Below are 23612 nucleotides of genomic sequence, written 5' to 3' on the forward strand. Positions count from 1 at the left end.
AACATGACGCCCAATCAGTACGAGCGGCAAGCGGTCTGACAATCACCGATTGAGGTGTCCGGAAAAAGTTGACCACTTCAGATGGATCACGTTCAGATCCCCAAACAGCTCCGCACTCGCCGCAATCAAACTCCCCCGATCCAGCTCCTGAAACCAGTTCGCGTCGGCCAGTACCTTGAACAGCTTGTTGGCCTCGGGCTCGATGCGGTGGGTCACGCAGAAGTGGGTCTGGTCTTTGGAGATGTCGACGGTGCGCAGCTCGCCCGCCCAGTCATAAAGATCAGCGAACAATTGGCGATGGATGGCTTGCAGATAAGGCAGGTCGTAGGGAGGAGGGGAGAAGTCGATGGCTTCGGCGGCGACTTCGGACAGGTCGCGCTCGGCTTGAGCCAGGGTTTTTGCATCGGTGAGGTCGAGGCGGTTGCGCAGCACGGTGCTGCCGGGCGGACAGTAAGGGTCTTGTCCGACGCCGTATTTGTCGACCATCAGGCCTGTTTTTTGCGGTAGCTGGTGAGCAGCTCTTCCCGAGAGGGCAGGCGGCGTTCGGAGTCGGCGGGCGAGCTCTCGAAACCTTCCAGACGCAGGCTGGCGGCGTAGTTGGAGCGGCGCGTTCTGGCGCAGTAGGCTTTTTTGGACTCTAGCGAGGCGGCTGGCATGGGCATTCTCCTGGCTGGGGATGAGGGGAGTGTAACGCAAGAAGGCCCCGCGCCCTAGGGGACGCGGAGCCTTCAATCAGGGCGTCACCCGAAGGTGACGCTTGACGCGTTGCTTACTGGCAGGCTTCGCAGTCCGGCTCGTCGATCGCGCAGGCTTTTGGCACTGGCGCTGGGCCGGCCGGTGCGGCTTCGGCTGGACGCGGGGCGGTGATCGCCGAGTCGTCCGGGCCGTGGCCACCGCTGGAAACGGCGTTCAGCTTGCCGGTGTTGATGGTCGACTTCTCGGTGCTGGTCGCGGCCAGGGCACGGAGGTAGTAAGTGGTTTTCAGACCACGGTACCAGGCCATGCGGTAGGTCACGTCCAGCTTCTTGCCCGAGGCGCCGGCGATGTACAGGTTCAGCGACTGCGCCTGGTCGATCCACTTCTGACGACGGCTGGCCGCGTCAACGATCCACTTGGTGTCCACTTCGAAGGCGGTCGCGTAGAGGTCTTTCAACTCCTGCGGGATGCGCTCGATCTGCTGCACCGAACCGTCGTAGTACTTCAGGTCGTTGATCATGACCGAGTCCCACAGGTCGCGGGCTTTCAGGTCGCGAACCAGGTACGGGTTGATCACGGTGAATTCGCCCGAGAGGTTCGATTTCACGTACAGGTTCTGGTAGGTCGGTTCGATCGACTGCGACACGCCGGTGATGTTGGCGATGGTCGCGGTCGGTGCGATGGCCATGATGTTCGAGTTACGAATGCCTTTCTGAACGCGAGCACGCACAGGCGCCCAGTCCAGGCTTTCTTCCAGGTCGACGTCGATGTACTTCTGGCCACGTTGCTCGATCAGGATCTGTTGCGAATCCAGCGGCAGGATGCCCTTGGACCACAGCGAACCCTGGAACGTCTCGTAGGCACCGCGCTCGTCCGCCAGATCGCAGGAAGCCTGGATCGCGTAGTAGCTGACGGCTTCCATCGAGCGGTCGGCAAATTCCACGGCGGCATCGGAGCCGTAAGGAATGTGCTGCAGGTACAGCGCGTCCTGGAAGCCCATGATGCCCAGACCGACCGGACGGTGACGGAAGTTGGAGTTCTTCGCTTGCGGCACCGAGTAGTAGTTGATGTCGATCACGTTATCGAGCATGCGCACGGCAACGTCGATGGTGCGCTTGAGCTTGTCGGTGTCCAGCTTGCCGTCGACGATGTGGTTCGGCAGGTTGATCGAGCCCAGGTTGCAGACCGCGATCTCGTCCTTGTTGGTGTTTAGGGTGATCTCGGTGCACAGGTTCGAGCTGTGAACCACGCCGACGTGCTGCTGCGGGCTGCGCAGGTTGCACGGGTCCTTGAACGTCAGCCATGGGTGGCCGGTTTCGAACAGCATGGACAGCATTTTGCGCCACAGGTCTTTGGCCTGAATGGTCTTGAACAGCTTGACCTTGCCCGGGTACTCGGTCAGCGCTTCGTAGTACTCGTAGCGCTCTTCGAAGGCTTTGCCGGTCAGGTCGTGCAGATCCGGCACTTCGGACGGCGAGAACAGGGTCCACTTGCCGTCGTCGAAGACACGCTTCATGAACAGGTCAGGGATCCAGTTGGCGGTGTTCATGTCGTGGGTACGACGACGATCATCACCGGTGTTCTTGCGCAGCTCGATGAACTCTTCGATGTCCATGTGCCAGGTTTCCAGGTACGCACAGACAGCGCCTTTGCGCTTGCCGCCCTGGTTGACTGCTACGGCGGTGTCGTTGACCACTTTCAAGAAAGGCACGACGCCCTGGGATTTGCCGTTGGTGCCCTTGATGTAAGAGCCCAGCGCGCGAACCGGGGTCCAGTCGTTGCCCAGACCGCCAGCGAATTTGGATAGCATGGCGTTGTCGTGGATGGCGTGGTAAATGCCCGACAGGTCATCCGGAACGGTGGTCAGGTAGCAGCTCGACAGCTGTGGACGCAGGGTGCCGGCGTTGAACAGTGTCGGGGTCGAGGCCATGTAGTCGAAGGACGACAACAGGTTGTAGAACTCGATGGCGCGGTCTTCGCGGGCTTTCTCTTCGATCGCCAGGCCCATGGCCACACGCATGAAGAAGATCTGCGGCAGTTCGAAACGGATGCCGTCTTTATGGATGAAATAACGGTCGTACAGGGTCTGCAGGCCCAGGTAGGTGAACTGCTGATCGCGCTCGTGGTTGATCGCCTTGCCCAGTTTTTCCAGGTCAAATTCGGCCAGCACAGGGTTCAGCAGTTCGAACTGGATGCCTTTCTCGATGTAAGCCGGCAGCGCCTTGGCATACATGTCGACCATTTCGTGGTGAGTGGCGCTTTCGGCGACACCGAGGAAACCCAGGCCTTCGGCACGCAGGGTGTCCATCAGCAGGCGCGCGGTGACGAACGAGTAGTTCGGCTCACGCTCGACCAGAGTACGCGCGGTCATCACCAGCGCGGTGTTGACGTCGGTCAGCGCAACGCCGTCGTACAGGTTCTTCAGGGTTTCGCTCTGGATCAGGTCGGCATCGACTTCGGCCAGGCCTTCACACGCTTCAGTGACGATGGTGTTCAGGCGGCCCATGTCCAGCGGCGCGAGGCTGCCGTCTTTGGCGGTGATGCGAATCGACGGGTGCGCCTGCACTGGGGTTTCGCCAGCGGTGCGACCGGCACGCTCCTTGGAGCGCTCGTTGCGGTAGATCACGTAGTCGCGGGCAACTTTCTGCTCGCCGGCGCGCATCAGCGCCAGTTCGACCTGATCCTGGATTTCTTCGATGTGGATGGTGCCGCCCGACGGCATGCGGCGCTTGAAGGTCGCGGAGACCTGTTCGGTCAGGCGCGCAACGGTGTCGTGGATACGCGACGAAGCGGCAGCGGTGCCGCCTTCAACTGCGAGAAAGGCCTTGGTGATGGCGACGGTGATCTTGTCATCGGTGTACGCAACGACGGTGCCGTTACGCTTGATCACACGCAGCTGACCCGGCGCGGTGGCGGACAGGTCCTGCTGGGTCGCACCTGTCTGCGGCGCGGTGGCCTGCGGATTCTCGCGAGTTGTGTCGGTTTGCATGGGTGTCTCCACGTTCTCTAAGTTTGTTTGGGCGCCAAGTGCACGCCCACCGTTTCGTCTTGCGGCAGTGAACTGACAAACGTCAGGCCATGACTTCAGGACGAATGGGAAGGTGGATTTACCCTCCCTGGCGTTGAAGTCGAAAAGGGTGCCGGACTTGAGCCCGTCACCCGAAAAACTGTTGCAGAATGCGCATGTGATGTTGCAACTCATGTACCGCTGCGCGCAGATCCCAAGGCTGGGTGGTCTGCCATTCGCGCTGGCGGGATAGAGCGGTAGATTCGGGGGTTATTCAGCCCTTCGTACACAGGTAACGCGCGAGAAAAAAACCTTGAAATCGCGCCCTGACTTGTGTTTGAGATTTGGGCGAAAACCCCACATGTAGGGTCTCCGCCGTCGAAGGGCTACAAGATATGCGTTTCGGACACTTACTGCAACGCATGACCTGTGGATAAAGCTGTGTGTAATTTGTGTGTGAAACAGGGAAATCCCGTGTAGGCCGCATGGCGTCTGGCATGAGCGCTTTGTCGGCGGCCAAAATCATTTTTTGCGGATTTCAGCGGGCGTTAACGCTGTCGCAAAAGCCCGATGCGCAAGCACTATCAACAAGAAAAAACAAGGAGCCTCACCGTGCAGCCACAACCCTGGCAGGTGCTGATCGTCGAGGATGACCAGCGGCTGGCCGAGCTCACCCGCGACTACCTCGAAAACAACGGCCTGCGCGTGAGCCTGGAAGGGGACGGCGCGCGGGCGGCCCGGCGCATCATCGACGAGCAGCCGGATCTGGTGATCCTCGACCTCATGCTCCCCGGCGAAGACGGCCTGAGCATCTGCCGCAAAGTGCGCAGCCACTACGACGGCCCGATCCTGATGCTCACCGCGCGCACCGACGACAGTGATCAGATCCAGGGCCTGGACATGGGCGCCGACGATTACGTGGGTAAGCCGGTGCATCCCCGGGTGCTGCTCGCGCGCATCCATGCGTTGTTGCGGCGCAGCGAGGCACCCGAAAGCCCCGCCGAGGAACCGCACCGGCTGGAATTCGGCGCGCTGGTGGTGGATAACGCCCTGCGCGAGGCCTGGCTCAACGACCAGAGCGTCGAGCTGACCAGCGCCGAATTCGACCTGTTGTGGCTGTTGGTCGCCAACGCCGGGCGCATTCTCTCTCGCGAGGAAATTTTCACGGCCCTGCGCGGCGTCGGTTATGACGGCCAGGACCGCTCCATCGACGTGCGCATCTCGAAAATCCGCCCGCGCATCGGCGACGATCCCGAGCATCCGCGCCTGATCAAGACCGTGCGCAACAAGGGTTACCTGTTCGTGCCCCACGCCGCCGCGCAACTGCCCTCCCTCAAGCGCGACGGCTGACCGATGAATTCCATCTTCCTGCGCATCTATGGCGGCATGCTCGGCGTTCTGGTGCTGGTGGCGTTGCTGGGCGTGCTGACCCTGCATCTGGTGAACGCCGTGCGCGCCGAGCAGTACCGCGAGCAGTTGGCCCACGGCACCTTCACATTGATGGCCGACAACCTGCGCGGCATGGACAGCATCGAACGCACCCGAGCCCTCGCGGTGTGGGAGCGCTTGCTGGGCATCCCGCTGACCCTGGAAACCGCCGAGCACGCGCATCTGGACGGCAGCGCCCGTAGCCGGTTGAGTCGCGGGCAGGTGGTGGTCGAACAGACCGGACCCCATGCCGCGCAGGTGTTTCGGGAGGTCGAGCCGGCGGTGTCGGGCGATCCGTCCAGCGGCTTGCTGCTGACCGGCGAGGTGCGGCAGATCAGCGAGCAACTGGCCCGCGCCACGATCTTTCTGTTGCTGGACGAGCTGGTGCGTCTGCCGGTCGATGAGCAGCCGGCGCGGCTGGAAGCGTTGCGCCAGAGCAAAGGTTTCGGCTTCGACATGCAGCTGATCCGGCTGGAGAAGCTGGATGTCGACGACGACCAGCGTCGACGCATCGACGAAGGCGACACGGTGATGGCACTGGGCAAAGGCGGCGATTCGATCCGCGTGCTATCCGGCGTCGGAGAGACCCCGTGGGTGCTGGAGATCGGCCCGCTGTTTCAGATGAACCCCTATCCGCCGGAGCTGCTGATCCTTATCGCCTTTCTCGGTTTGTGCCTGATCGGTCTGGTGGTTTATTTGCTGGTGCGCCGGCTCGAGCATCGGCTGCGCGGGCTGGAAGCGGCGGCCACGCAGATTGCCCAGGGCAGCCTGGAAACCCGCGTGCCTGCAGCAGGCGCGGATTCGGTCGGGCGGCTGGCGTTGGCGTTTAACGGCATGGCCGAACACCTGCAGCGTTCGCTGATGATCCAGCGCGAACTGGTCCGCGCGGTGTCCCATGAGCTGCGCACGCCGGTGGCGCGGTTGCGTTTCGGGCTGGAAATGATCAACGACGCCACGACCCCCGAAGCGCGGCATAAATACATGGTCGGCATGGACAGCGATATCCAGGACCTCGACAAGCTGGTTGACGAGATGCTCACCTACGCGCGCCTGGAGCAGGGCGCGCCGACCCTGAATTTCCAGCGCATCGACCTTGACGCCCTGATCGAACAGGTGATTGCCGAACTGGCGCCGCTGCGGCCGCATATCAGTGTCAGGCGTGGGGAGTGCGTTGATGCGCTGCATCGTGTCGGATCGGACGGCGAGCATTGGGTGGAGGCCGAGCCGCGTTATTTGCATCGCGCGCTGCAGAATCTGCTGAGCAACGCCATGCGCCATGCCGAGTCGGAGGTGCGGATTGGTTATGAACTGGGTGAGGAGCGCTGTCGCATCGACGTCGAAGACGACGGCCCCGGCGTGCCGGAAAGTGCCTGGGAGCGGATCTTCACGCCGTTCATGCGCCTGGACGACAGCCGCACCCGGGCGTCGGGCGGGCACGGTTTGGGGTTGTCGATTGTGCGCCGCATCATTCATTGGCACGGCGGCCGCGCGCTGATCGGGCGCAGTCAAACCCTCGGCGGCGCGTGTTTCAGCCTGACCTGGCCCCGCCAGCAGGGGGAGGCGTGATGTTCGACGGGGCGCTGGCCGGGTTTGCTCGCACGGTGGTGGTCGATGAAACTCGGGCTGTGGTGCCGTTGACCGAGCTGTTGCGGGATGAGGCTCTGGATCGCTTGCTGCTGAAGGTGTATGGGCCGGAGTTGGTGAGGGAGCAGTTGCCGGTGCTGGTGTCGCAGTGGATGAAGTACTACGCGATGCAGCTGATTCCGCCGGTGATGGTGGCGAGTCTGGCCCATGGCATGGGATGGCCGCTGGAGCTGGACCGGCTGAGTTTCGCCCTGCATGACCGGGGGTTTCTGGATGGGGTGAGGTTCGAGGGGGCCGTGACGCAGGTGCCGTCTTCGGATAACCCGTTCGAGCGATTTGCGCCGCTGTTGGGGAATCTTCAAGAGGTGATCGACCGCTTGAGCGCCTACGGCGATGTGCCGGCGGCGGTGCTGTGGGGCAACGCCGGGGATTATCTGGAAACCTGCTTGCGGCAGTTGTCCGCGGCGAGCGACGTTTCCGTAGTTGCGGGGTATGGCTTGTTGCGTGAAAGGCTGAGGCCGGATGGGCGGCGCAATCCGCTGTTCCAATCCGTTAGCTATATAGAAAGGGATGGGCAGACGGTTCGGCAGCGGCGCACGTGCTGCTGGAGTTATCGGGTGGAATGGGTGGGGCGGTGTGAGCATTGTCCGTTGGGCGCGGCCGTCAGCCCCGAATCGCCACCAGACTCAACAGCTGCCCGTCCTGCACGCTGAACTGCGCGTCCAGCTCCTTGCCGTTATGCCATTCCGCCGACAGATCAATTTTCAGCCGCAGCCGCGCGTTACCGTCGTCTGACCAATCCAGCAACTCGGCGTCCTCGAAATAGAAGCGCTTGAGCACGATGGGGTAGAGCGCCTTGAACAGGCTTTCTTTCAGGGAAAAGGTCAGGGTGACGACCTTGGCTGCTTGATGTTCGGGCCCGGCGTTCAGGCGCTGCATTTCCGCAGGCGTCAGAATCTCTCCAGCCAGGCGCACGGCGCGCTCGTTGCTCATCAGCTGTTCGACGTCCAGGCCCAATCCGCGCCAGTCCGTTTTGCGCGCGACGATCGCGGCGGCCCAGCCGGTGCTGTGTGTGATCGAACCGGTGATGTCCTGCGGCCAGATCGGCGCGCGGTCTTCGCCAATCAGGGGGACGTGGGTGCGGCCGTCCAACTGGCGCATCGCCTCCCGCGCGCACAGACGACCGGCGAGGAATTCCGTCTTTCGCTTGGCCACCGAGCGCTGAATGGAAGCGGGCGGCTCGATGAGACAGCGCTGAAAATCGCCGTCGATGAGCTTTTGCGGATCGAACCGACCGCTCACCAACACCACCTCCGCCAAGCTGTGCGGCAAGGGCCAGTGAGCGGTGAGGGCAGGGCAACAGTCGGGCAGTGTCGGGGATCGAGTCATGCCCGGCATTCTGCCGGAACCGCGGTGTTGGGCGCAAAACCGGTTTGCGGGCAGGCAAACCGTCTTCGCGAGCAAGCTCGCTCCCACAATGGCCTGCGTTGCCCGGGATTTCAGCGTCATGCGCAGAACTGCATTCCAGTGAATGCAAAATCAAAGGCGAGCACAAAACCTGTGGGAGTCAGCTTGCTGACGAATGAGGTGGGTCAGGCGGAGTGGATGGCACAGGCAGACCGCATTCGCGAGCAAGCTCACTCCCACAGGAGATGTGTGTTGCCCCGAGACTTCAGCGTCATGCATAGAACCTGTGGGAGTCAGCTTGCTGACGAATGCGGTGGGTCAGGCGAGGTGATGGCACAGGCAGGAAGCATTCGCGAGCAAGCTCACTCCTACAGTGGATCGGCGTTAGCCGGGGTTTCAGCGTCACGCAAAAAACTGCATTCCAGTGAATGCAAAATCCAAGGCGAGCACAGAACCTGTGGGAGTCAGCTTGCTGACGAATGCGGTGGGTCAGGCGAGGTGATGGCACAGGCATAAAGCATTCGCGAGCAAGCTCACTCCTACAGTGGATCGGCGTTGGCCGGGGTTTCAGCGTCATGCACAAAACCTGTGGGAGTCAGCTTGCTGACGAATGCTCTGGTCCAGTACATGTTCAGGAGGGGTTCAGCGCTGGCTGCGTATTCTCCAAACCGTACCCAACAAGGCGCCTGGCGCCGGAGGACCTGCTCATGCTGACGTTCAACAAGCTCTTTCTGGCGCTGGCGTTTCTTGGCAGCAGCGCGGCGGCGCAAGCGGCTGATGGCAACGCGGACGTGTCCCGCACCGATTTCGGCAAAAACACCGAACGCGCTGACCGCATCAACGGCCTGCGCCGCAGCCTTGCCAACAGCACCCAGGTCGGCAGCTGGAGCCAGGCGTTCAGCCAGCAACCTGTGGATCACCCCTACGCCACCGGCTACGGAAATCTCGCCGCCCGCGTCAACGGCGTGAGCCTGCAAACGGCCAATCTTCCGACCGCTTACCATCCACAGGCGTCCTTGCCAGGCACAACTAGACTGTTCGACACCCGCTTACCGGTCCGCACCGTGCAGCAACCGCCTTCGCTGAGTCTGAGCGAGAGTCAGCACACCTATTTACCCGTCCACCACGTTTTATAAGCCAATTTTTTAAGCCGCCAGCCTGTTTTTCGCGGTGTCTGGATTGCACAATCGCTGCCGGGCTCGTCACACTGCACGCGCTCGGCAGCGTCGTTGAAACTCTTGAAAAAAGAGGGTTGCCTTTGCCTGGGAGAGCGTCATGAAATTGCTGGTTGTCGAAGATGAAGCCCTGCTGCGTCACCACCTGCAGACCCGTTTGACCGAAAGCGGTCACGTCGTCGAAGCGGTGGGCAACGCCGAGGAAGCGTTGTATCAGGCGGGCCAGTTCAACCACGATCTGGCGGTCATCGACCTGGGCCTGCCGGGTGTCGGCGGTCTCGACCTGATCCGTCAACTGCGCGTGCAGAACAAGGCGTTCCCGATCCTCATCCTGACCGCGCGCGGCAACTGGCAAGACAAAGTCGAAGGCCTGGCCGCCGGCGCCGACGACTACGTGGTCAAGCCGTTCCAGTTCGAAGAACTCGAAGCGCGCCTCAACGCCCTGCTGCGCCGTTCCAGCGGTTTCACCCACTCCACCATCGTTGCCGGCCCGCTGAGCCTGGACCTCAACCGCAAGCAGGCGTCCCTGGACGAACAACCGCTGGCGCTGACCGCCTACGAATACCGGATTCTCGAATACCTCATGCGCCACCACCAGCAAGTGGTGCCCAAGGAACGCCTGATGGAACAGCTGTACCCCGATGACGACGAGCGCGATCCGAACGTGATCGAAGTGCTGGTTGGTCGGCTGCGCCGCAAGCTCGAAGGGCCTGCCGGTTTTAAACCGATCGACACCGTGCGCGGCCTGGGCTACCTGTTTACCGAGCGCTGTACATGATCCGTTCGCTGCGCCTGCGTCTGATGCTGGGCGCCGCGACCTTGGCCGTCATCTTCATGCTCCTCATGCTGCCGGCGCTGCAAAGCGCTTTCATCCTGGCGCTGGAAAGCTCCATCGAAAAACGTCTGGCGTCCGACGTCACCACGCTGATCTCCGCCGCCCGTGTCGAAGACGACCACCTGCTGATGCCGTCGTTACTGCCCGGCGAGCAGTTCGCCCTGCCCGACAGCCGCTTGCTCGGCTACATCTATAACCGCGCCGGCAAACTGGTGTGGCGCTCCCGGGCCACCGAAGACGAGGCCATCGACTACCAGCCCCGCTACGACGGCCGCGGCAACGAATTCGCCAAGATCCGCCAACCCAACGGCGAAGAGTTCTTCGTCTACGACGTCGAAATCAAACTGCTCGGCGGACGCAACGCCGCCTACAGCATCGTCGCCCTGCAACCGGTGCGGGAATACCAGGAAACCATCTCCGGCCTGCGCGAAAAACTCTACCTGGGTTTCGGCGGCGCGCTGCTGGTCCTGTTGATTCTGCTGTGGGGCGGGCTGACCTGGGGTCTGCGTGCGCTGCGGGGCATGAGTCAGGAACTGGATCAGGTCGAGGCGGGCTCGCGGGAAAGTCTCAGCGAAGAACACCCCAGCGAACTGCTGCGCCTGACCGACTCCCTCAACCGCCTGCTGCGCAGCGAACGTGAGCAGCGCATTCGTTACCGCGACTCCCTCGACGATCTCGCCCACAGCCTGAAAACCCCGCTCGCGGTGCTGCAAGGCGTCAGCGAGCAGATCGCCAAACGGCCGGAGGACCTGGAGCAGGCGCGGATTCTGCAATCGCAGATCGAGCGCATGAGCCAGCAGATCAGCTATCAGTTGCAACGCGCCAGCCTGCGAAAAAGCGGGCTGGTGCGCTATCACGTGGCCCTCAAACCCGTGGTGCAGAGCCTGTGCAACACGCTGGAAAAGGTCTACCGCGACAAGCGCGTCAACGTGGTGCTCGACCTGCCGGACAATTGCCAGGTGCAGATGGAAGAGGGCGCCTTGCTGGAGATGCTCGGCAACCTGCTGGAAAACGCCTACCGCCTGTGTCTCGGCGAAGTGCGCGTGAGCTGGCGGTCATCGATGATGGGCGACGAGCTGTGCATCGAAGACGACGGCCCCGGCGTGCCGGAAGATCAGCGCGCACGGATTCTCGAACGCGGCGAGCGGCTGGACACGCAAAACCCGGGGCAGGGCATCGGTCTGGCGGTGGTCAAGGACATCATCGAAAGCTACGGCGCGCGGCTCACCCTGGGCGATTCGGAACTGGGCGGCGCGGCGTTCCGCATCCAGTTCGCCATTTAATTTCCGCCAATGGCACTCCCATCAAGGCGGATACCCGCCAGTGTGGCGGACGATTTGCCGGCAAACGGCGGAAAACCGCCACCCTCTTTCGGCCAACGGGTCTATCGTTAACCAGCCGGTTCACGGAATCCGGGCCTGTCACACGATTTAACAACTCTGGCACGGTGCTTGCGATGCACTGGGCAGAGGTCTGCCGCGCGCAGCTCGACAAAAACAAATCCCTCCGAGCAGGAGGGTTCGCACTTTAGGCGTCTCTGCAACCGGAATGTTGCAGACCGATGCTCTTGAGGAAACTGCAAATGACGACTCGTCAGCCCATCTATAAATCCCTGTACGCCCAGGTGATCGTCGCGATCATCGTCGGTATCGCCCTCGGTCACTGGTACCCCGAAACTGCCGTAACGCTCAAACCGCTGGGTGACGGGTTCATCAAACTGATCAAAATGGTCATTGCACCGATCATCTTCTGCACCGTCGTCAGCGGCATCGCTGGCATGCAGAGCATGAAATCCGTGGGCAAGACCGGCGGCTACGCGCTGCTCTACTTCGAAATCGTTTCGACCATCTCGCTGATCATCGGCCTGATCGTGGTCAACGTCGTCCAGCCGGGCGCCGGCATGAACATCGACGTGTCCACCCTCGACGCTTCCAAGGTCGCGGCCTACGTGACCGCCGGTAAAGACCAGAGCATCGTCGGCTTCATCCTCAACGTCATCCCGAACACCATCGTCGGCGCGTTCGCCAACGGAGACATCCTGCAAGTGCTGATGTTCTCAGTGATTTTCGGTTTCGCCCTGCACCGCCTCGGCGCCTACGGCAAGCCGATCCTGGACTTCATCGATCGCTTCGCCCACATCATGTTCAACATCATCAACATGATCATGAAGCTCGCCCCGCTGGGCGCGCTGGGTGCCATGGCGTTCACCATCGGTGCCTATGGCGTCAGTTCGCTGGTGCAGCTCGGCCAACTGATGCTGTGCTTCTACATCACCTGCCTGCTGTTCGTGCTGGTGGTGCTCGGTGCCATCGCTCGCGCTCACGGCTTCAGCATCCTCAAGCTGATCAAGTACATCCGCGAAGAACTGTTGATCGTGCTGGGTACCTCGTCGTCCGAGTCGGCACTGCCACGCATGCTGATCAAGATGGAGCGTCTGGGCGCGAAGAAATCCGTTGTGGGTCTGGTGATCCCGACCGGTTACTCGTTCAACCTCGACGGTACCTCGATCTACCTGACCATGGCTGCGGTGTTCATCGCTCAGGCCACCAACACCCACATGGACATCACCCATCAGATCACCCTGTTGCTGGTGCTGCTGCTGTCGTCCAAAGGTGCGGCAGGCGTGACCGGTTCCGGCTTCATCGTACTGGCCGCCACCCTGTCTGCCGTCGGCACGCTGCCGGTCGCCGGTCTGGCGCTGATCCTGGGCATCGACCGCTTCATGTCCGAAGCCCGCGCCCTGACCAACCTGTGCGGTAACGCTGTGGCAACCCTGGTTGTCGCCAAGTGGGTCGGTGAGCTAGACGTTCCGCAGATGCAGTCCGAGCTGGCCTCCGGCGGTCGTGCCATCGACAACACCGCTCCTACCGACGACCTGGGTGTGGCCGAAACTGCGCCTACCCCTGTTGTACGTTCGTAAGCTGCGTTCGTAACACGCGTCAGCGGTAAGGGTTGTTGAAAAAGCCTGTCTTCGGACAGGCTTTTTTTATGGGCGAATCGCACCTACTCTGAGCCCCTTGCCGGCCATCAGAGAACGCCCCATGCACGGTCCGCTGTCATCGCTCAAAGTCCTCGATTTCTCGACATTGCTGCCCGGACCATTCGCTTCGCTGCTGCTGGCGGACATGGGCGCTGAGGTGTTGCGCATCGAATCACCGACCCGCCCGGATCTGCTGCGGGAATTGCCGCCCCATGACCACGGCGTTTCAGCCAGCCACGCCTACCTCAACCGCAACAAACGCAGCCTGGCGCTGGACCTCAAACAGCCTCAGGCCATCGAGGTGATCAAGCGACTGGTGGCGGATTACGACATCGTGCTGGAGCAGTTTCGGCCGGGCGTGATGGAGCGGCTGGGGATTGGCTATGAGGCGTTGAAGGCGATCAATCCGCGGCTGATCTACGTCGCCATCACCGGTTACGGCCAGACCGGGCCCTACCGTAATCGCGCCGGCCACGACATCAATTACATGGCCGTGGCAGGGCTGGCCAGCCACACCGGGCGCCAGGACGGCGGGCCGTTGCCCTTGGGCGTGCAGGTCGCGGATGTCGCCGGTGGTTCGTTGCATGGGGTCATCGGTTTGCTCGCGGCGGTGGTCGCGCGCCATCAAACCGGGCAGGGCCAGTACGTCGACGTCAGCATGACCGATTGCGCGTTCAGCCTGAATGCCCTGGCCGGCGCGGGGTATCTGGCGGCCGGCGTTGAGCCCGATCGGGAGACGCAGATGCTCAACGGCGGCAGCTTCTACGATTACTACCGCAGCCGCGACGGCAGGTGGTTTTCGGTGGGGGGCCTGGAGCCCGGTTTTCTCCACGGGATGTGTGCCGCGCTGGGACGACCGGAACTGGCGAGGCTTGGGCTCTCGTTTTTGCCCGACGAACAGGCCGTGCTCAAGCGTGAGCTGGAAATCGAGTTCGAGCGCCGCAGTTCCGATGAGCTGCAAGAACTGTTCGCCGGCATCGATGCCTGTGTCGAGCCGGTGCTGAGTTTCTCCGAAGCCACGCAGCACCCGCACATCCAGGCGCGCGAGATGCTGGCGCAGGTGCCCCGCGGTGACGGCAGCGCTCAACTGCAGATGGCCTGCCCGGTGAAGTTTTCAGAAGGACTGCCCGCGCCCCGGCACATCGGCGTGGCCGTCGGCGCGCATTCCGCGCAGGTGCTGGCTGAAGCGGGGTTCAGCGCGCAGGAGATTGAGTCGATGGGTGAGGCGGGGGTGTTTGGGTGAAATCTGAAGGCCGGGTCAATCGAATGCCCCGGCCTCTCGTGCGCAACCTCAGTGGCTTTAACAACGTCCCGAGTCCACTCCAATCCTGTGGGAGCAAGCTTGCTCGCGACGACTTGCTTGTAGCTCCTTGAGAAATTGCTGACTGCCCTGGCCCCTTCGTGAGCAAGCTCACTCCCACAAGTCCAGCGGCGTTACCAAGGTCCCGAGTCCACCCCGGTCACTCGTGCGCAACCTCAGTGGCTTTAACAAGGTCCCGAGTTCACTGCAACCCTGTGGGAGCGAGCTTGCTCGCGAAGACTTACTTGCAGCCACTTGAGAAAGCGGGGAGTCACTCCACCCGCGTCTCGCCGCTGAACACCAGAATCTCCCGGCAGCGTTTGCACAGGTAGCGCCGGCCTTTGCGCACCAGCTTGTGGCGCTGGGCGGTGAACGGGAAATCGCTCTCCGGGCACGGGCATCGGTAGATGTAGCGGGTCACGCTGCGGCGCTGGATTTCGTAGGTGTGACAGCGGTTGGGCGGGAGTTCGTAGACGCCGCGCATGATCAGCTGCCATTCCTCGCCGTGGGGCTGAATGGTGTCACCGAACAGTTGATGAGCAACGAGGTGCGCGACCTCGTGGGGGACGGTCTGGCGCAGGAAGTCCTCGCGGTTTTCCAGGTACAGCTGCGGATTGAAGCGCAGCATGTTCTCGTGCAGATGTGCCACGCCGGCCTTCTGACCGCGCAGTTTGACGCTCACGACCGGACGCTTGAAAGGGCGTTTGAAGAAGTCTTCGGCTTGCTGGTAGCAGGATTCGACGCGGGTGTTGAGTGGTTCGAGCATGCTTCATCGGTCTCCAGAGGAGGCGAGTATGCCGCAAAGCTTCTGTGCCGCCAAAACCCAAAGCGCCGAATGGTCACCGGGTACTAACTGGTGAATTCCGGACCGATCCCTACGCCCCACAGCACCACGGTAAACGCCATGATCGCCACCAACACCACCAGCCCGACCGCGAGCACCGAGCTTGAGAACATGAAGCCTTCGTCCGGGTGCACGCCCATGAACACCGGCAAACCGACGTACAGCAGGTACACCGTGTAGCAGACCGCCGCCAGCCCGACCATCATCCCCAGCCACATGTGCGGGTACAGCGCGGCCAGCCCGCCGAGGAACAACGGCGTCGCCGTGTAGGTCGCGAAGGCCACGCAGCGCGCCAGGCTGGGTGTCGCATCATAGGTGCGCGCCATCCAATGGATGAAGCCGCCCATGATGCCGACGCCGGCGAGCATGGCGATGTACGACATCAGCGCCATCCACACTGCGCTGTCGCTGGTCAGCATGACCGGCGGCCGGTCGCCGATCTGCCACCCCACCTGCGTCGTGCCGATGTACGCCGATACCGCCGGGATCGCCGCCAGGATCAGCGTGTGGGTGAAGTACATATGGCCGATGCTTTCTTCACCTTCGCCGCGTATCTGTTGCCATTCCTGATCGGGGTGGGTGAACAGCCCCAAGACGTGATGGATCATATCCGTTACTCCCGTGATGTGTGCCGCCGCTTCCCACGAAGCCCGACTGCAGATGCCGTCAAAACAAGGTCACAATCGATCAAGGGAAATGGCTGGGACCTCTCAGGTCAGTATAGAAAGCTGAGCACCCGTAAACCGGAGGCGTTAGAGCGATTGAGGCGTTCAAGGGCGCTGTTAATAGCGGTTGGCGATCAAGGGCCCTAGAAATCGACGGTGGTTCCACCCGCGACAGCCATTACCCGAGCCGGTCTTTTTGCGTAAAATGCCGACCCTTTCCCCACGTCTCTTCCCACCACAGCGAGCGGATACCAGCGCCATGGGCACCCTTTCAGTCAATCAGAACAAACTGCAGAAGCGTCTGCGTCGGCTCGCGGGCGAAGCGGTGGCCGACTACAACATGATTGAAGAGGGCGACAAGGTGATGGTCTGCCTGTCCGGCGGCAAAGACAGTTACACGCTGCTGGATGTGTTGCTGCATTTGCAGAAAGTCGCGCCGATCAAGTTCGACATCGTCGCGGTGAACATGGACCAGAAACAGCCGGGTTTCCCCGAGCACGTCCTGCCGGCGTACCTGGAGCAATTGGGCGTCGAGTACCACATCGTCGAGAAAGACACCTATTCGGTGGTCAAGGAGCTGGTGCCAGAGGGCCGGACCACGTGCTCGCTGTGTTCGCGCCTGCGTCGCGGCACGCTCTATACGTTTGCGGATGAAATCGGCGCGACCAAGATGGCCCTCGGTCACCACCGTGACGACATCGTCGAGACGTTTTTCCTGAACATGTTTTTCCAGGGCAGCATCAAGGCCATGCCGCCCAAGCTGCGCGCCGACGATGGCCGCAACGTGGTGATTCGTCCGCTGGCGTATTGCGCCGAGAAGGACATTCAGGCCTATTCGGACTTCAAGCAATTCCCGATCATCCCGTGCAACCTGTGCGGCTCCCAGGAAAACCTGCAGCGTCAGGTGGTCAAGGAGATGCTGCAGGAATGGGACCGCAAAACCCCCGGCCGCTCCGACATGATTTTCCGCAGCCTGCAGAACGTCCAGCCCTCGCAACTGGCGGACCGCAACCTGTTCGATTTCACCAACCTGCGCATCGACGAAACCGCTGCCTCGCGGTTTGTGAATGTGGTGAATGTGTAGAGCTCAGTCCGCATTGAGCCAGTGAAATCGCATTCCCGGCTAAAGCCGGTCCCACTAAACCGCGTTGAAACCGTGGAATCGCCTTCCCGGCTGAAACCCGGTCCCCGGCCGAATGCACGACCCTGTGGGACCGGCTTCAGCCGGGAAGAGGCCGGTTTGAACACCCCAGATATACGCCAAAACACGCGGATCGGCTCACCCAAAAAACGACCGATTACAACCCCACATCCGGCAACACCGGCTTGTTCGCCAACGCGGTCTTCATCAACTTCTCCACATATTCCCGATCACTGTCCGGCAGCGCCAGACGCGGTGGGCGGGTGAGGGCGCTGCCGCGTTCCATGATCGCTTCGCACAGCTTGATGCATTGCACCAGGTCCGGACGCGCATCCAGGTGCAGCAGCGGCATGAACCACTCATACAGCGCCATCGCCTCGGCAAAGCGCCCGGCCTTGGCCAGACGGAACAACGTCTCGCCCTCTTTCGGGAAGGCGTTGGACATCCCCGACACCCAGCCCACCGCGCCCACCGCAACGCTTTCCACCAACACATCATCAAGCCCGGCAAACAGCACGAAGCGATCGCCGACTTCGTTGCGCACGTCGATAAAGCGGTTGGTGTTGCCCGACGAATCCTTGAAACACACGATGGTGTCGCAGTCCGCCAGAGAGATGAGGATGTCCGGGGTCACGTCGTTCTTGTAGATCGGCGGGTTGTTGTAAACCATCATCGGCAGGTCGGTGGCGGCGGCCACGGTGCGGAAGTGGGTGGCGGTCTCGAAGGGCTTGGCCGAGTACACCAGCGCCGGCATCAGCATGATCCCGTCGGCACCGGCTTTCTGCACCTCTTTGGCGACGGCACTGGCATTGGCGCTGGTGAACTCGGCAATGCCGGAAATCACCGGCACGCGCCCGGCCGAGGCGTCTTTGGCGGCTTCCATCAGGCTGATCTTTTCGGCGACGCTCAACGAGGTGTTTTCCCCCACGGTCCCGCAGATCACCAGCCCCGACACGCCATCGCGCACCAAATTGGAAATGACCTTATGGGTGGCCTCCAGATTGAGGGAGAAATCGTCGTTGAATTGCGTAGTAACGGCAGGGAAGACCCCGCTCCAGGACACGGACTGGCTCATGATTGACTCCTGATTGGATAAAGGTATTTCGTATACGTTATTGTTTCCGCGGAGAACGCCCGGGTATTGGGTGTTTCAACGGCATCTCAGACTGCCTCGGTCCCCTGTAGGAGTGAGCTTGCTCGCGAATGCGGTGTATTTGTCACCACATCCATCGCAGACGTACCGCATTCGCGAGCAAGCTCGCTCCCACAGGATTTGCATGCGTCCAGCCAAATCGGCTGTGCAATCATTCGCAAACCGACGCAGCATCTACAGCTTCAACCCCACTGGCCAGGTATCACTCAACTTGTACCCCTCTGGCCACGGATCGCTCGGGTCGAGCATGTGCTGGTGCGTGCCGGTGATCCACGCCCGCCCGGACAGGCTCGGGATGATCGCCTTGCGCCCGGCCACGTCGGTCTCGCTCTGAATCCTGCAGTGAAACTCCGAGCCAATGATCGAACGCCCGATAAACCGGTCGCCCACCTTCAGCTGACCCTTTGCATGCAACACCGCCAGCCGTGCCGAACACCCGGTGCCGCACGGCGAGCGGTCGATCTTGCCCGGGCGAATCACCACCGCGTTGGCCGCATGGGCCACGCCGCCGTCAAAGTTGACCGGCGCTGCGATCTGGCAAAACGAAATGTGATTCCAGTCCTTGTTCAACGGATGGCTGAAACCCAGCTGCTCGTTGGCGGCCTTAGTGATTTTCAGGCCGGTGTCTACCAGGTCCTTCGCCTCATCAGCGGTCAACGAAAAGCCCAGCTTCACCGAATCGACGATGGCAAAACTGTCGCCGCCATAGGCGGTATCCACCTGAATAGACCCCAGCCCTGGCACCTCGATCCACACGTCCAGCTGATCGGCGAACGACGGGTGGTTGTGCACCTCGACGCTCATCACTTTGCCGTCGCGGCACTGGGCAATCGCTTCGATCAAACCGCCCGGCGCCTCCAGGATCAGACGTGTTTCCGGCTCGGTCATCGGCAGAATCCCGCTGTCCAGCAGCACCGTCGCCACGCACAGGGAGTTGGAGCCAGACATCGGCGGCACGTCGGCCGGTTCCATGATGATCCAGCCCATCTGCGCTTTCGGGTGCTTGGGCGGCACCAGCAGATTGACGTGACGGAACACCCCGCCGCGCGGCTCGTTGAGCATGAAATTGCGCAGCACGTTGTCCTTCTCGATCCAGCGCGACTGCTCCCATATCGTCTCCCCCGGCGGCGGCGCAACCCCGCCGACAATCACATCGCCCACCTCACCTTCGGCGTGACAACTGACCACATGAATCACTTTCGTTGAGCGCATGACCTAAGGCCCTCCTGTAAAAAAATACGTATCGATTTGCTTGGGCTCATCAGAAAATGAGGCGAGCCTTCGATCTCACTCACGCTGGATGACGTGTGGGAGTGAGCTTGCTCACGAAGGGGCCGGTACAGTCGCAACCTCTCTGGCGCCTGCAATGCAGTCCTCGCGAGCAAGCTCCTCCTACAGGTGGTGGTTTCCATGCACGCCCTCTTTAAGCCAACCCCCTAATTGATTGATCGCAAAAAATCCGCCGTCTCCGGCCGCTGCGGGTTGCCGATCACTTGGTCCGGCGTGCCGATCTCGTGCACCAGCCCGTTGCGGAAAAACGCCACGCGGTCGGACACGTCCCGGGCGAAGCGGATTTCGTGGGTCACCAGAATCATCGTCATGCCGTCCTCGGCCAGCATGCGCATGGTGTCCAGCACCTCGCCCACCAGTTGCGGATCGAGGGCCGACGTCGCTTCGTCGAACAGCATGTAATCCGGCGACATCGCCAGCGCCCGGGCTATCGCCATGCGCTGTTGCTGCCCACCCGACAACTTGCCGGGAAACACCTTGAGCTTGTCGCCCAGGCCCACATGGGTCAGTTGCTTGACCGCCAGCGCTTCGGCTTCGGCCTTGCTTTTGCCCAGCACGGTGCGCGGGGCGAGCATGACGTTTTCCAGCACTGTCAGATGGGGAAACGCGTTCCACTGCTGAAAGACGATGCCGATTTTCTGCCGCAGCTTGTTGATGTCCGTGCCCCGGGCATGCACCTCGGTGCCATCGACGCGAATGCTGCCGCTCTTGATCGATTCCAGCCCGTTGATGCACATCAGCAGCGTCGACTTGCCCGAGCCCGAACCGCCGATGATCGACACCACTTCGCCCTTGTTCACCTGCAGGCTCACGCCCTTGATGACCTCAAGCTCGCCGAATGACTTGTGCACGTTGTCGATCTCAATCATTTTCCTGCCACCTCGTTTCCAGCCGGGCGCCCAACCGGGCGACCACCAGACTCATGACGTAATAAATCAGGCCGGCGATGCACAGCACCAGCAGCGGCTCCTGAATGCGCGTGACGATGGTTTGCGAGGCGCGCAGCAGTTCGACGATGCCGATCCACATCACCAGCGCGGTGTCTTTCATCACCCCGAGCAGCAGGTTGATCCAGCCGGGAAACGCCACGCGGGTGGCCATCGGCATGACGATCTGGCGCAGGTCCTGCCAGTACGTCAGGCCCAGGGAGCGGCTGGCGCGGCGCAACGTAAGCGGCACCGACAGCACGCCGCTGCGCACGATCTCTGTGCAATAAGCGGTGACATACAGCCCCAGCACCACGCAGGCCACGGCGAAGGCGCTCCAGTTCAGGCCGACGATGCTTTTCAGCGCGTTGAACAGCACGAACTGAATCAGCAACGGCACGCTGCGGAACACGTCCAGCACCCATGCCAGCGGAATCGTGCTGCGCGGCAGGAGGGCGCGGGCCATGCCGCAGACCACCCCCGCCAGCGTGCCGATGAACATCGACACCACGGTCAGCAAAATCGTGACCCAGGCGCCCTGAAGCATGAATTGCAGGTCGTTCCAGGTGAACGTGCTCTCGAACATGCCCATCTCCTCAGTACCGGAACAGCCGCCAGGACAGCAGCCGGGCAACGGCCACGATCAGCTTGGCGATCAGGTAATAGAGCACCGCCGCAATGGCGAAGAATTCGAAGGTGCGGAAGGTCTTGACGTTGTAGTCCTGGGTCACGCCGGTGAGGTCGTTGTTCAGGCCGACGATCACCCCCATCGAGGTCATCAGCACGGCCCACACCATCTGGTTGGTCAGCGGATAGAAAACGATGCGCAGCAACTGCGGAATGACGATCAACCGGTACGCCTGTGGCGCGCTCATGCCCAGCGAACGGGCGGCGCGCAATTGCGTGTCGGGCACGGCCTTCAGACCACCGCGGAAGTTCTCCGCCAGATAGCCCGCGTTGTTGATCGTGATGCCGGCGAGCAACGCGGCCCACGAACTGATGTGCAGGCCGAACGAGCCCAGTCCGAAATACAGGATGTACACCTGAAACAGCGACGGCGTGTTGCGAGCAATGGAAATCCAGGTCGCGGCGAAACCGCGGAACAGAGGGTTCTTGCCCTGGCGCATAAACACCAGAAACAGCGCGATGGTCACGCCGAGGATCATCGACAGCGCCGCGGTTTCGAAGGTGACCCACGCGCCGCTGAGCATGTCGGGCAGGGCCTTGAACGCCGCGCGCCAGTGGAAGTTGTAATCAAACATCTGCGCTGACCTCCGCCTGGTGCGCCGCCATCAACCAGACCGGCAGGCGCCCACTGGCGACACCGGTGATCGCGCTGTCGACGCACTCGGCCAGGCTGGCGAAATGTACGCGACGCCCCACAAGGCCCGGTGCGTAGTGCGCGTATTTGCCGGAGTTGGTCATCAGGTTGCGCGCGGTCGGCGGAATCACCGGCTCGCCGAGCATGCACCAGCAGGTGTCGGTGACGAACTGCACGCCGAAGTTTTCGAGCGTCTCGACATAGCCGGCCTGCTGCGCGCGTTCCAGGGTGGCGCGGCCGCAGGTGATCACGATCGCCACGTTTTCATGCTTGCGCCGGCTGCCACACAGGTGCGCCAGCGTCGCGCATTCGCTCAGGGAAAAATGCGGGTTGCCCAGCGTCACGGCGTCCACTTCCGGTGTTTGCGCGCTGTTCAGCTCGCGCCAGCTGTGCAGCAGGTCCGCCGGGCTGACCCTCAGGGTTTTCTCCGGCGCATGCCCGTCCAGCGCCAGCTCGGCGGTGGTGGCTTCGGGGGTCACGCCGGCGATATGAAACATCGGCGCAGCGGACGTGGTGGCGAACGCCGCGCCGAAGGCCTTGAGGTCATCCAGCGTGGGCGCCTTGTGTTCGAGGCCGCAGATTACCGGGATCGTGGCGCCGCACTGCAGCCCGACGTGATAGCCGAGCAGCGGGTAGAAACTGTCGTCGAGGCCGTCCAGTGCGGGGACGTCGATGCGCAGGGTGGCCAGCCGTTGTTGGGTCAGGTGGCAGCCGATCTTCGGCGCGCGGCCGGTGAGGGCGATGCAGATGTCGAGGTAATCGGGGTACTTCAGGGTACGCGCGCCGATTACGCTGTTGGCGTAGACCACGGCGTTGGATTCGGCCCAGACGATTTGCTCGCCGAGCTCCGGGGCGCTGTCCAGCAGGTACGGCGCGCAGGTAAAACTCACCCGCGCGCCCATCTCCAGATAGGCATCGCCCAGCTGACTGGCCGGCTCGCCGAGGGCCGGATCGACGCCCAGTTCCCGCCAGCGGCGCTTGTCCACGGAGATGGAATTGAGGGTGGTGGGCACGCGGACTTTGCCGCCCCAGGCCACCAGTTGCCGGGCGAAACGCAGGCTGGCCGGGCCGGTGTAGATGCAGCCGTCGATGTGCGCCTGGGTGATGTCCAGCAGTTCGGTCGCGCCTTGCAGTTCGGCCATGCGCAGGATGATGCCCATCGCCACCTGCGCGGCTTTGCCGTAAGCGCCATCGAGAAAGCCCTGGTCGGTTTCGGTCAGGGCGATGGTGCTGATGGCGCGGCGGTCCGCCTGAAGTGGGTGATCGCGAAAAAGTGGAGGCGGAGGGCTGGAAAAGCCGCTCACGCGGTCATCTTCGACCCGCACGAAAGCGACGTCCCGCAGTGCCGCAAAACCCGCTTCGCCGAGGCTGATCACCGGAATCGAATGGCCAAACATCTGCTCGGCGATCAACACGCCGAGGGTGAGGATGTCTTCGACGCGCTCGAAGACCAGCGCGGCGGGGGCGTGGCCGTTGAGGATCAGTTCCAGCAACACGCTGCTGCCGGTACACGAACCGCGCCCGCTGGGAATGGCCAGCACGCGACCGTTGATGAACCGGCCGCTGAGGGGGTGATGGCGGTCGATCACTTCACCGGTAAACGGCTCGACCCCGCCCCAGAAACTCAGGCCCACGTCGGCGTACAGCAATTCGCCCTGAGCGCTGCCGGAAACGAGACAGCGCCCGTTCAACGAGACTTCAGACATCGTGGGCTCCTGAATGAATGACCCGGTTCCGGGATTCGATCGTTTCCGGTGATCGTTCCCATGCTCCGCGTGGTAACGCCGCTTGCGACGCTCCGCGTTTTGGCTTTTTGACGCGGAGCGTCTGGGGCTGCATTCCCACGCAGAGCGTGGGAAC

20 protein-coding genes and 1 pseudogene are annotated in these 23612 nt (G+C 62.1%); 9 read left to right on the forward strand and 12 right to left on the reverse strand.

Features of this window, described 5'->3' with window-relative positions:
- Positions 1-81: 81 nt before the first annotated feature.
- From IFT47_RS09130 to IFT47_RS09140, 3 genes and pseudogenes are all read right to left on the reverse strand, one after another.
- Positions 82-486: pseudogene (locus IFT47_RS09130) on the reverse strand (Fic/DOC family protein); the annotation flags it as partial.
- The gene (locus tag IFT47_RS09135) at positions 486-656 is read right to left on the reverse strand and encodes a YhfG family protein (RefSeq protein ID WP_192172937.1); all 171 of its coding nucleotides are present in this window, start codon (positions 654-656) and stop codon (positions 486-488) included. The gene IFT47_RS09135 and the pseudogene IFT47_RS09130, both read right to left, overlap by 1 nt.
- A 113-nt stretch (positions 657-769) precedes the next feature.
- Positions 770-3685, reverse strand: a complete 2916-nt coding sequence (locus tag IFT47_RS09140; RefSeq protein WP_192172936.1) for a ribonucleoside-diphosphate reductase subunit alpha — start codon at positions 3683-3685, stop codon at positions 770-772.
- 630 nt (positions 3686-4315) lie between these two features.
- Between IFT47_RS09140 and IFT47_RS09145 the strand changes: the two genes are divergently transcribed.
- Genes IFT47_RS09145 through fhuF form a run of 3 tightly spaced genes read left to right on the forward strand, consistent with a single transcriptional unit; the run spans position 4316 to position 7428 of the window.
- Positions 4316-5053 (forward strand): response regulator, encoded by a 738-nt coding sequence (locus IFT47_RS09145; RefSeq protein ID WP_192172935.1) that lies wholly within the window; start codon positions 4316-4318, stop codon positions 5051-5053.
- 3 nt (positions 5054-5056) lie between these two features.
- Positions 5057-6697, forward strand: a complete 1641-nt coding sequence (locus IFT47_RS09150; protein WP_192172934.1) for an ATP-binding protein — start codon at positions 5057-5059, stop codon at positions 6695-6697.
- Positions 6655-7428 carry a siderophore-iron reductase FhuF gene (gene fhuF, locus IFT47_RS09155; RefSeq protein ID WP_192172933.1) on the forward strand — a complete coding sequence of 258 codons (774 nt, stop codon included), beginning with the start codon at positions 6655-6657 and terminating at the stop codon, positions 7426-7428. The genes IFT47_RS09150 and fhuF overlap by 43 nt, the downstream gene beginning before the upstream one ends.
- Here fhuF and IFT47_RS09160 read toward each other — a convergent pair.
- A complete protein-coding gene (locus IFT47_RS09160; RefSeq protein WP_197983905.1) occupies positions 7379-8104 on the reverse strand; it encodes a 4'-phosphopantetheinyl transferase family protein in 726 nt (241 codons plus the stop codon). The genes fhuF and IFT47_RS09160 overlap by 50 nt on opposite strands.
- A 725-nt stretch (positions 8105-8829) precedes the next feature.
- Between IFT47_RS09160 and IFT47_RS09165 the strand changes: the two genes are divergently transcribed.
- The 5 genes from IFT47_RS09165 to IFT47_RS09185 all read left to right on the forward strand — a co-directional run bounded on the left by IFT47_RS09165 (position 8830) and on the right by IFT47_RS09185 (position 14355).
- Positions 8830-9258: a hypothetical protein gene (locus tag IFT47_RS09165; protein WP_192172932.1), complete on the forward strand. Its 429-nt coding sequence runs from the start codon at positions 8830-8832 to the stop codon at positions 9256-9258.
- 139 nt (positions 9259-9397) lie between these two features.
- Entirely contained in the window at positions 9398-10075 is a 678-nt protein-coding gene (locus tag IFT47_RS09170) for a response regulator transcription factor (protein WP_133777011.1), read from the forward strand.
- The gene (locus IFT47_RS09175) at positions 10072-11415 is read left to right on the forward strand and encodes an ATP-binding protein (RefSeq protein WP_192172931.1); all 1344 of its coding nucleotides are present in this window, start codon (positions 10072-10074) and stop codon (positions 11413-11415) included. Before IFT47_RS09170 ends, IFT47_RS09175 begins: the two co-directional genes overlap by 4 nt.
- A gap of 299 nt (positions 11416-11714) precedes the next feature.
- Positions 11715-13052, forward strand: coding sequence for a dicarboxylate/amino acid:cation symporter (locus tag IFT47_RS09180; protein ID WP_192172930.1), 1338 nt, complete (start codon positions 11715-11717; stop codon positions 13050-13052).
- A gap of 121 nt (positions 13053-13173) precedes the next feature.
- Positions 13174-14355, forward strand: coding sequence for a CaiB/BaiF CoA transferase family protein (locus IFT47_RS09185; protein WP_192172929.1), 1182 nt, complete (start codon positions 13174-13176; stop codon positions 14353-14355).
- Positions 14356-14683: 328 nt separating this feature from the next.
- Here the strand turns inward: IFT47_RS09185 and IFT47_RS09190 are convergent, their stop codons facing one another.
- Both IFT47_RS09190 and IFT47_RS09195 read right to left on the reverse strand, forming a co-directional pair.
- Positions 14684-15178, reverse strand: a complete 495-nt coding sequence (locus IFT47_RS09190; RefSeq protein ID WP_192172928.1) for a SprT family zinc-dependent metalloprotease — start codon at positions 15176-15178, stop codon at positions 14684-14686.
- An 83-nt stretch (positions 15179-15261) separates the two neighbouring features.
- Positions 15262-15864, reverse strand: a complete 603-nt coding sequence (locus IFT47_RS09195; protein ID WP_192172927.1) for a Yip1 family protein — start codon at positions 15862-15864, stop codon at positions 15262-15264.
- Between the two features lie 316 nt (positions 15865-16180).
- Between IFT47_RS09195 and ttcA the strand changes: the two genes are divergently transcribed.
- Positions 16181-17005 (forward strand): tRNA 2-thiocytidine(32) synthetase TtcA, encoded by an 825-nt coding sequence (gene ttcA, locus IFT47_RS09200; RefSeq protein ID WP_192172926.1) that lies wholly within the window; start codon positions 16181-16183, stop codon positions 17003-17005.
- 214 nt (positions 17006-17219) lie between these two features.
- Here the strand turns inward: ttcA and IFT47_RS09205 are convergent, their stop codons facing one another.
- The 6 genes from IFT47_RS09205 to lhpI all read right to left on the reverse strand — a co-directional run bounded on the left by IFT47_RS09205 (position 17220) and on the right by lhpI (position 23458).
- A complete protein-coding gene (locus IFT47_RS09205; protein WP_192172925.1) occupies positions 17220-18137 on the reverse strand; it encodes a dihydrodipicolinate synthase family protein in 918 nt (305 codons plus the stop codon).
- Between the two features lie 252 nt (positions 18138-18389).
- Positions 18390-19427, reverse strand: a complete 1038-nt coding sequence (locus IFT47_RS09210; RefSeq protein ID WP_192172924.1) for a trans-3-hydroxy-L-proline dehydratase — start codon at positions 19425-19427, stop codon at positions 18390-18392.
- 224 nt (positions 19428-19651) lie between these two features.
- Complete coding sequence (locus IFT47_RS09215) at positions 19652-20374, reverse strand: amino acid ABC transporter ATP-binding protein (RefSeq protein WP_065992809.1); 723 nt, start codon at positions 20372-20374, stop codon at positions 19652-19654.
- Positions 20367-21017 carry an amino acid ABC transporter permease gene (locus IFT47_RS09220; RefSeq protein WP_108120509.1) on the reverse strand — a complete coding sequence of 217 codons (651 nt, stop codon included), beginning with the start codon at positions 21015-21017 and terminating at the stop codon, positions 20367-20369. The genes IFT47_RS09215 and IFT47_RS09220 overlap by 8 nt, the downstream gene beginning before the upstream one ends.
- A 10-nt stretch (positions 21018-21027) precedes the next feature.
- Positions 21028-21693: an amino acid ABC transporter permease gene (locus tag IFT47_RS09225; protein WP_192172923.1), complete on the reverse strand. Its 666-nt coding sequence runs from the start codon at positions 21691-21693 to the stop codon at positions 21028-21030.
- Positions 21686-23458 carry a cis-3-hydroxy-L-proline dehydratase gene (gene lhpI, locus IFT47_RS09230; RefSeq protein ID WP_192172922.1) on the reverse strand — a complete coding sequence of 591 codons (1773 nt, stop codon included), beginning with the start codon at positions 23456-23458 and terminating at the stop codon, positions 21686-21688. Before lhpI ends, IFT47_RS09225 begins: the two co-directional genes overlap by 8 nt.
- Positions 23459-23612: the final 154 nt, after the last annotated feature.

Origin of the sequence: Pseudomonas sp. CFBP 13711 (assembly GCF_014842265.1) — a bacterium.
Classification (GTDB): Bacteria; Pseudomonadota; Gammaproteobacteria; order Pseudomonadales; family Pseudomonadaceae; genus Aquipseudomonas.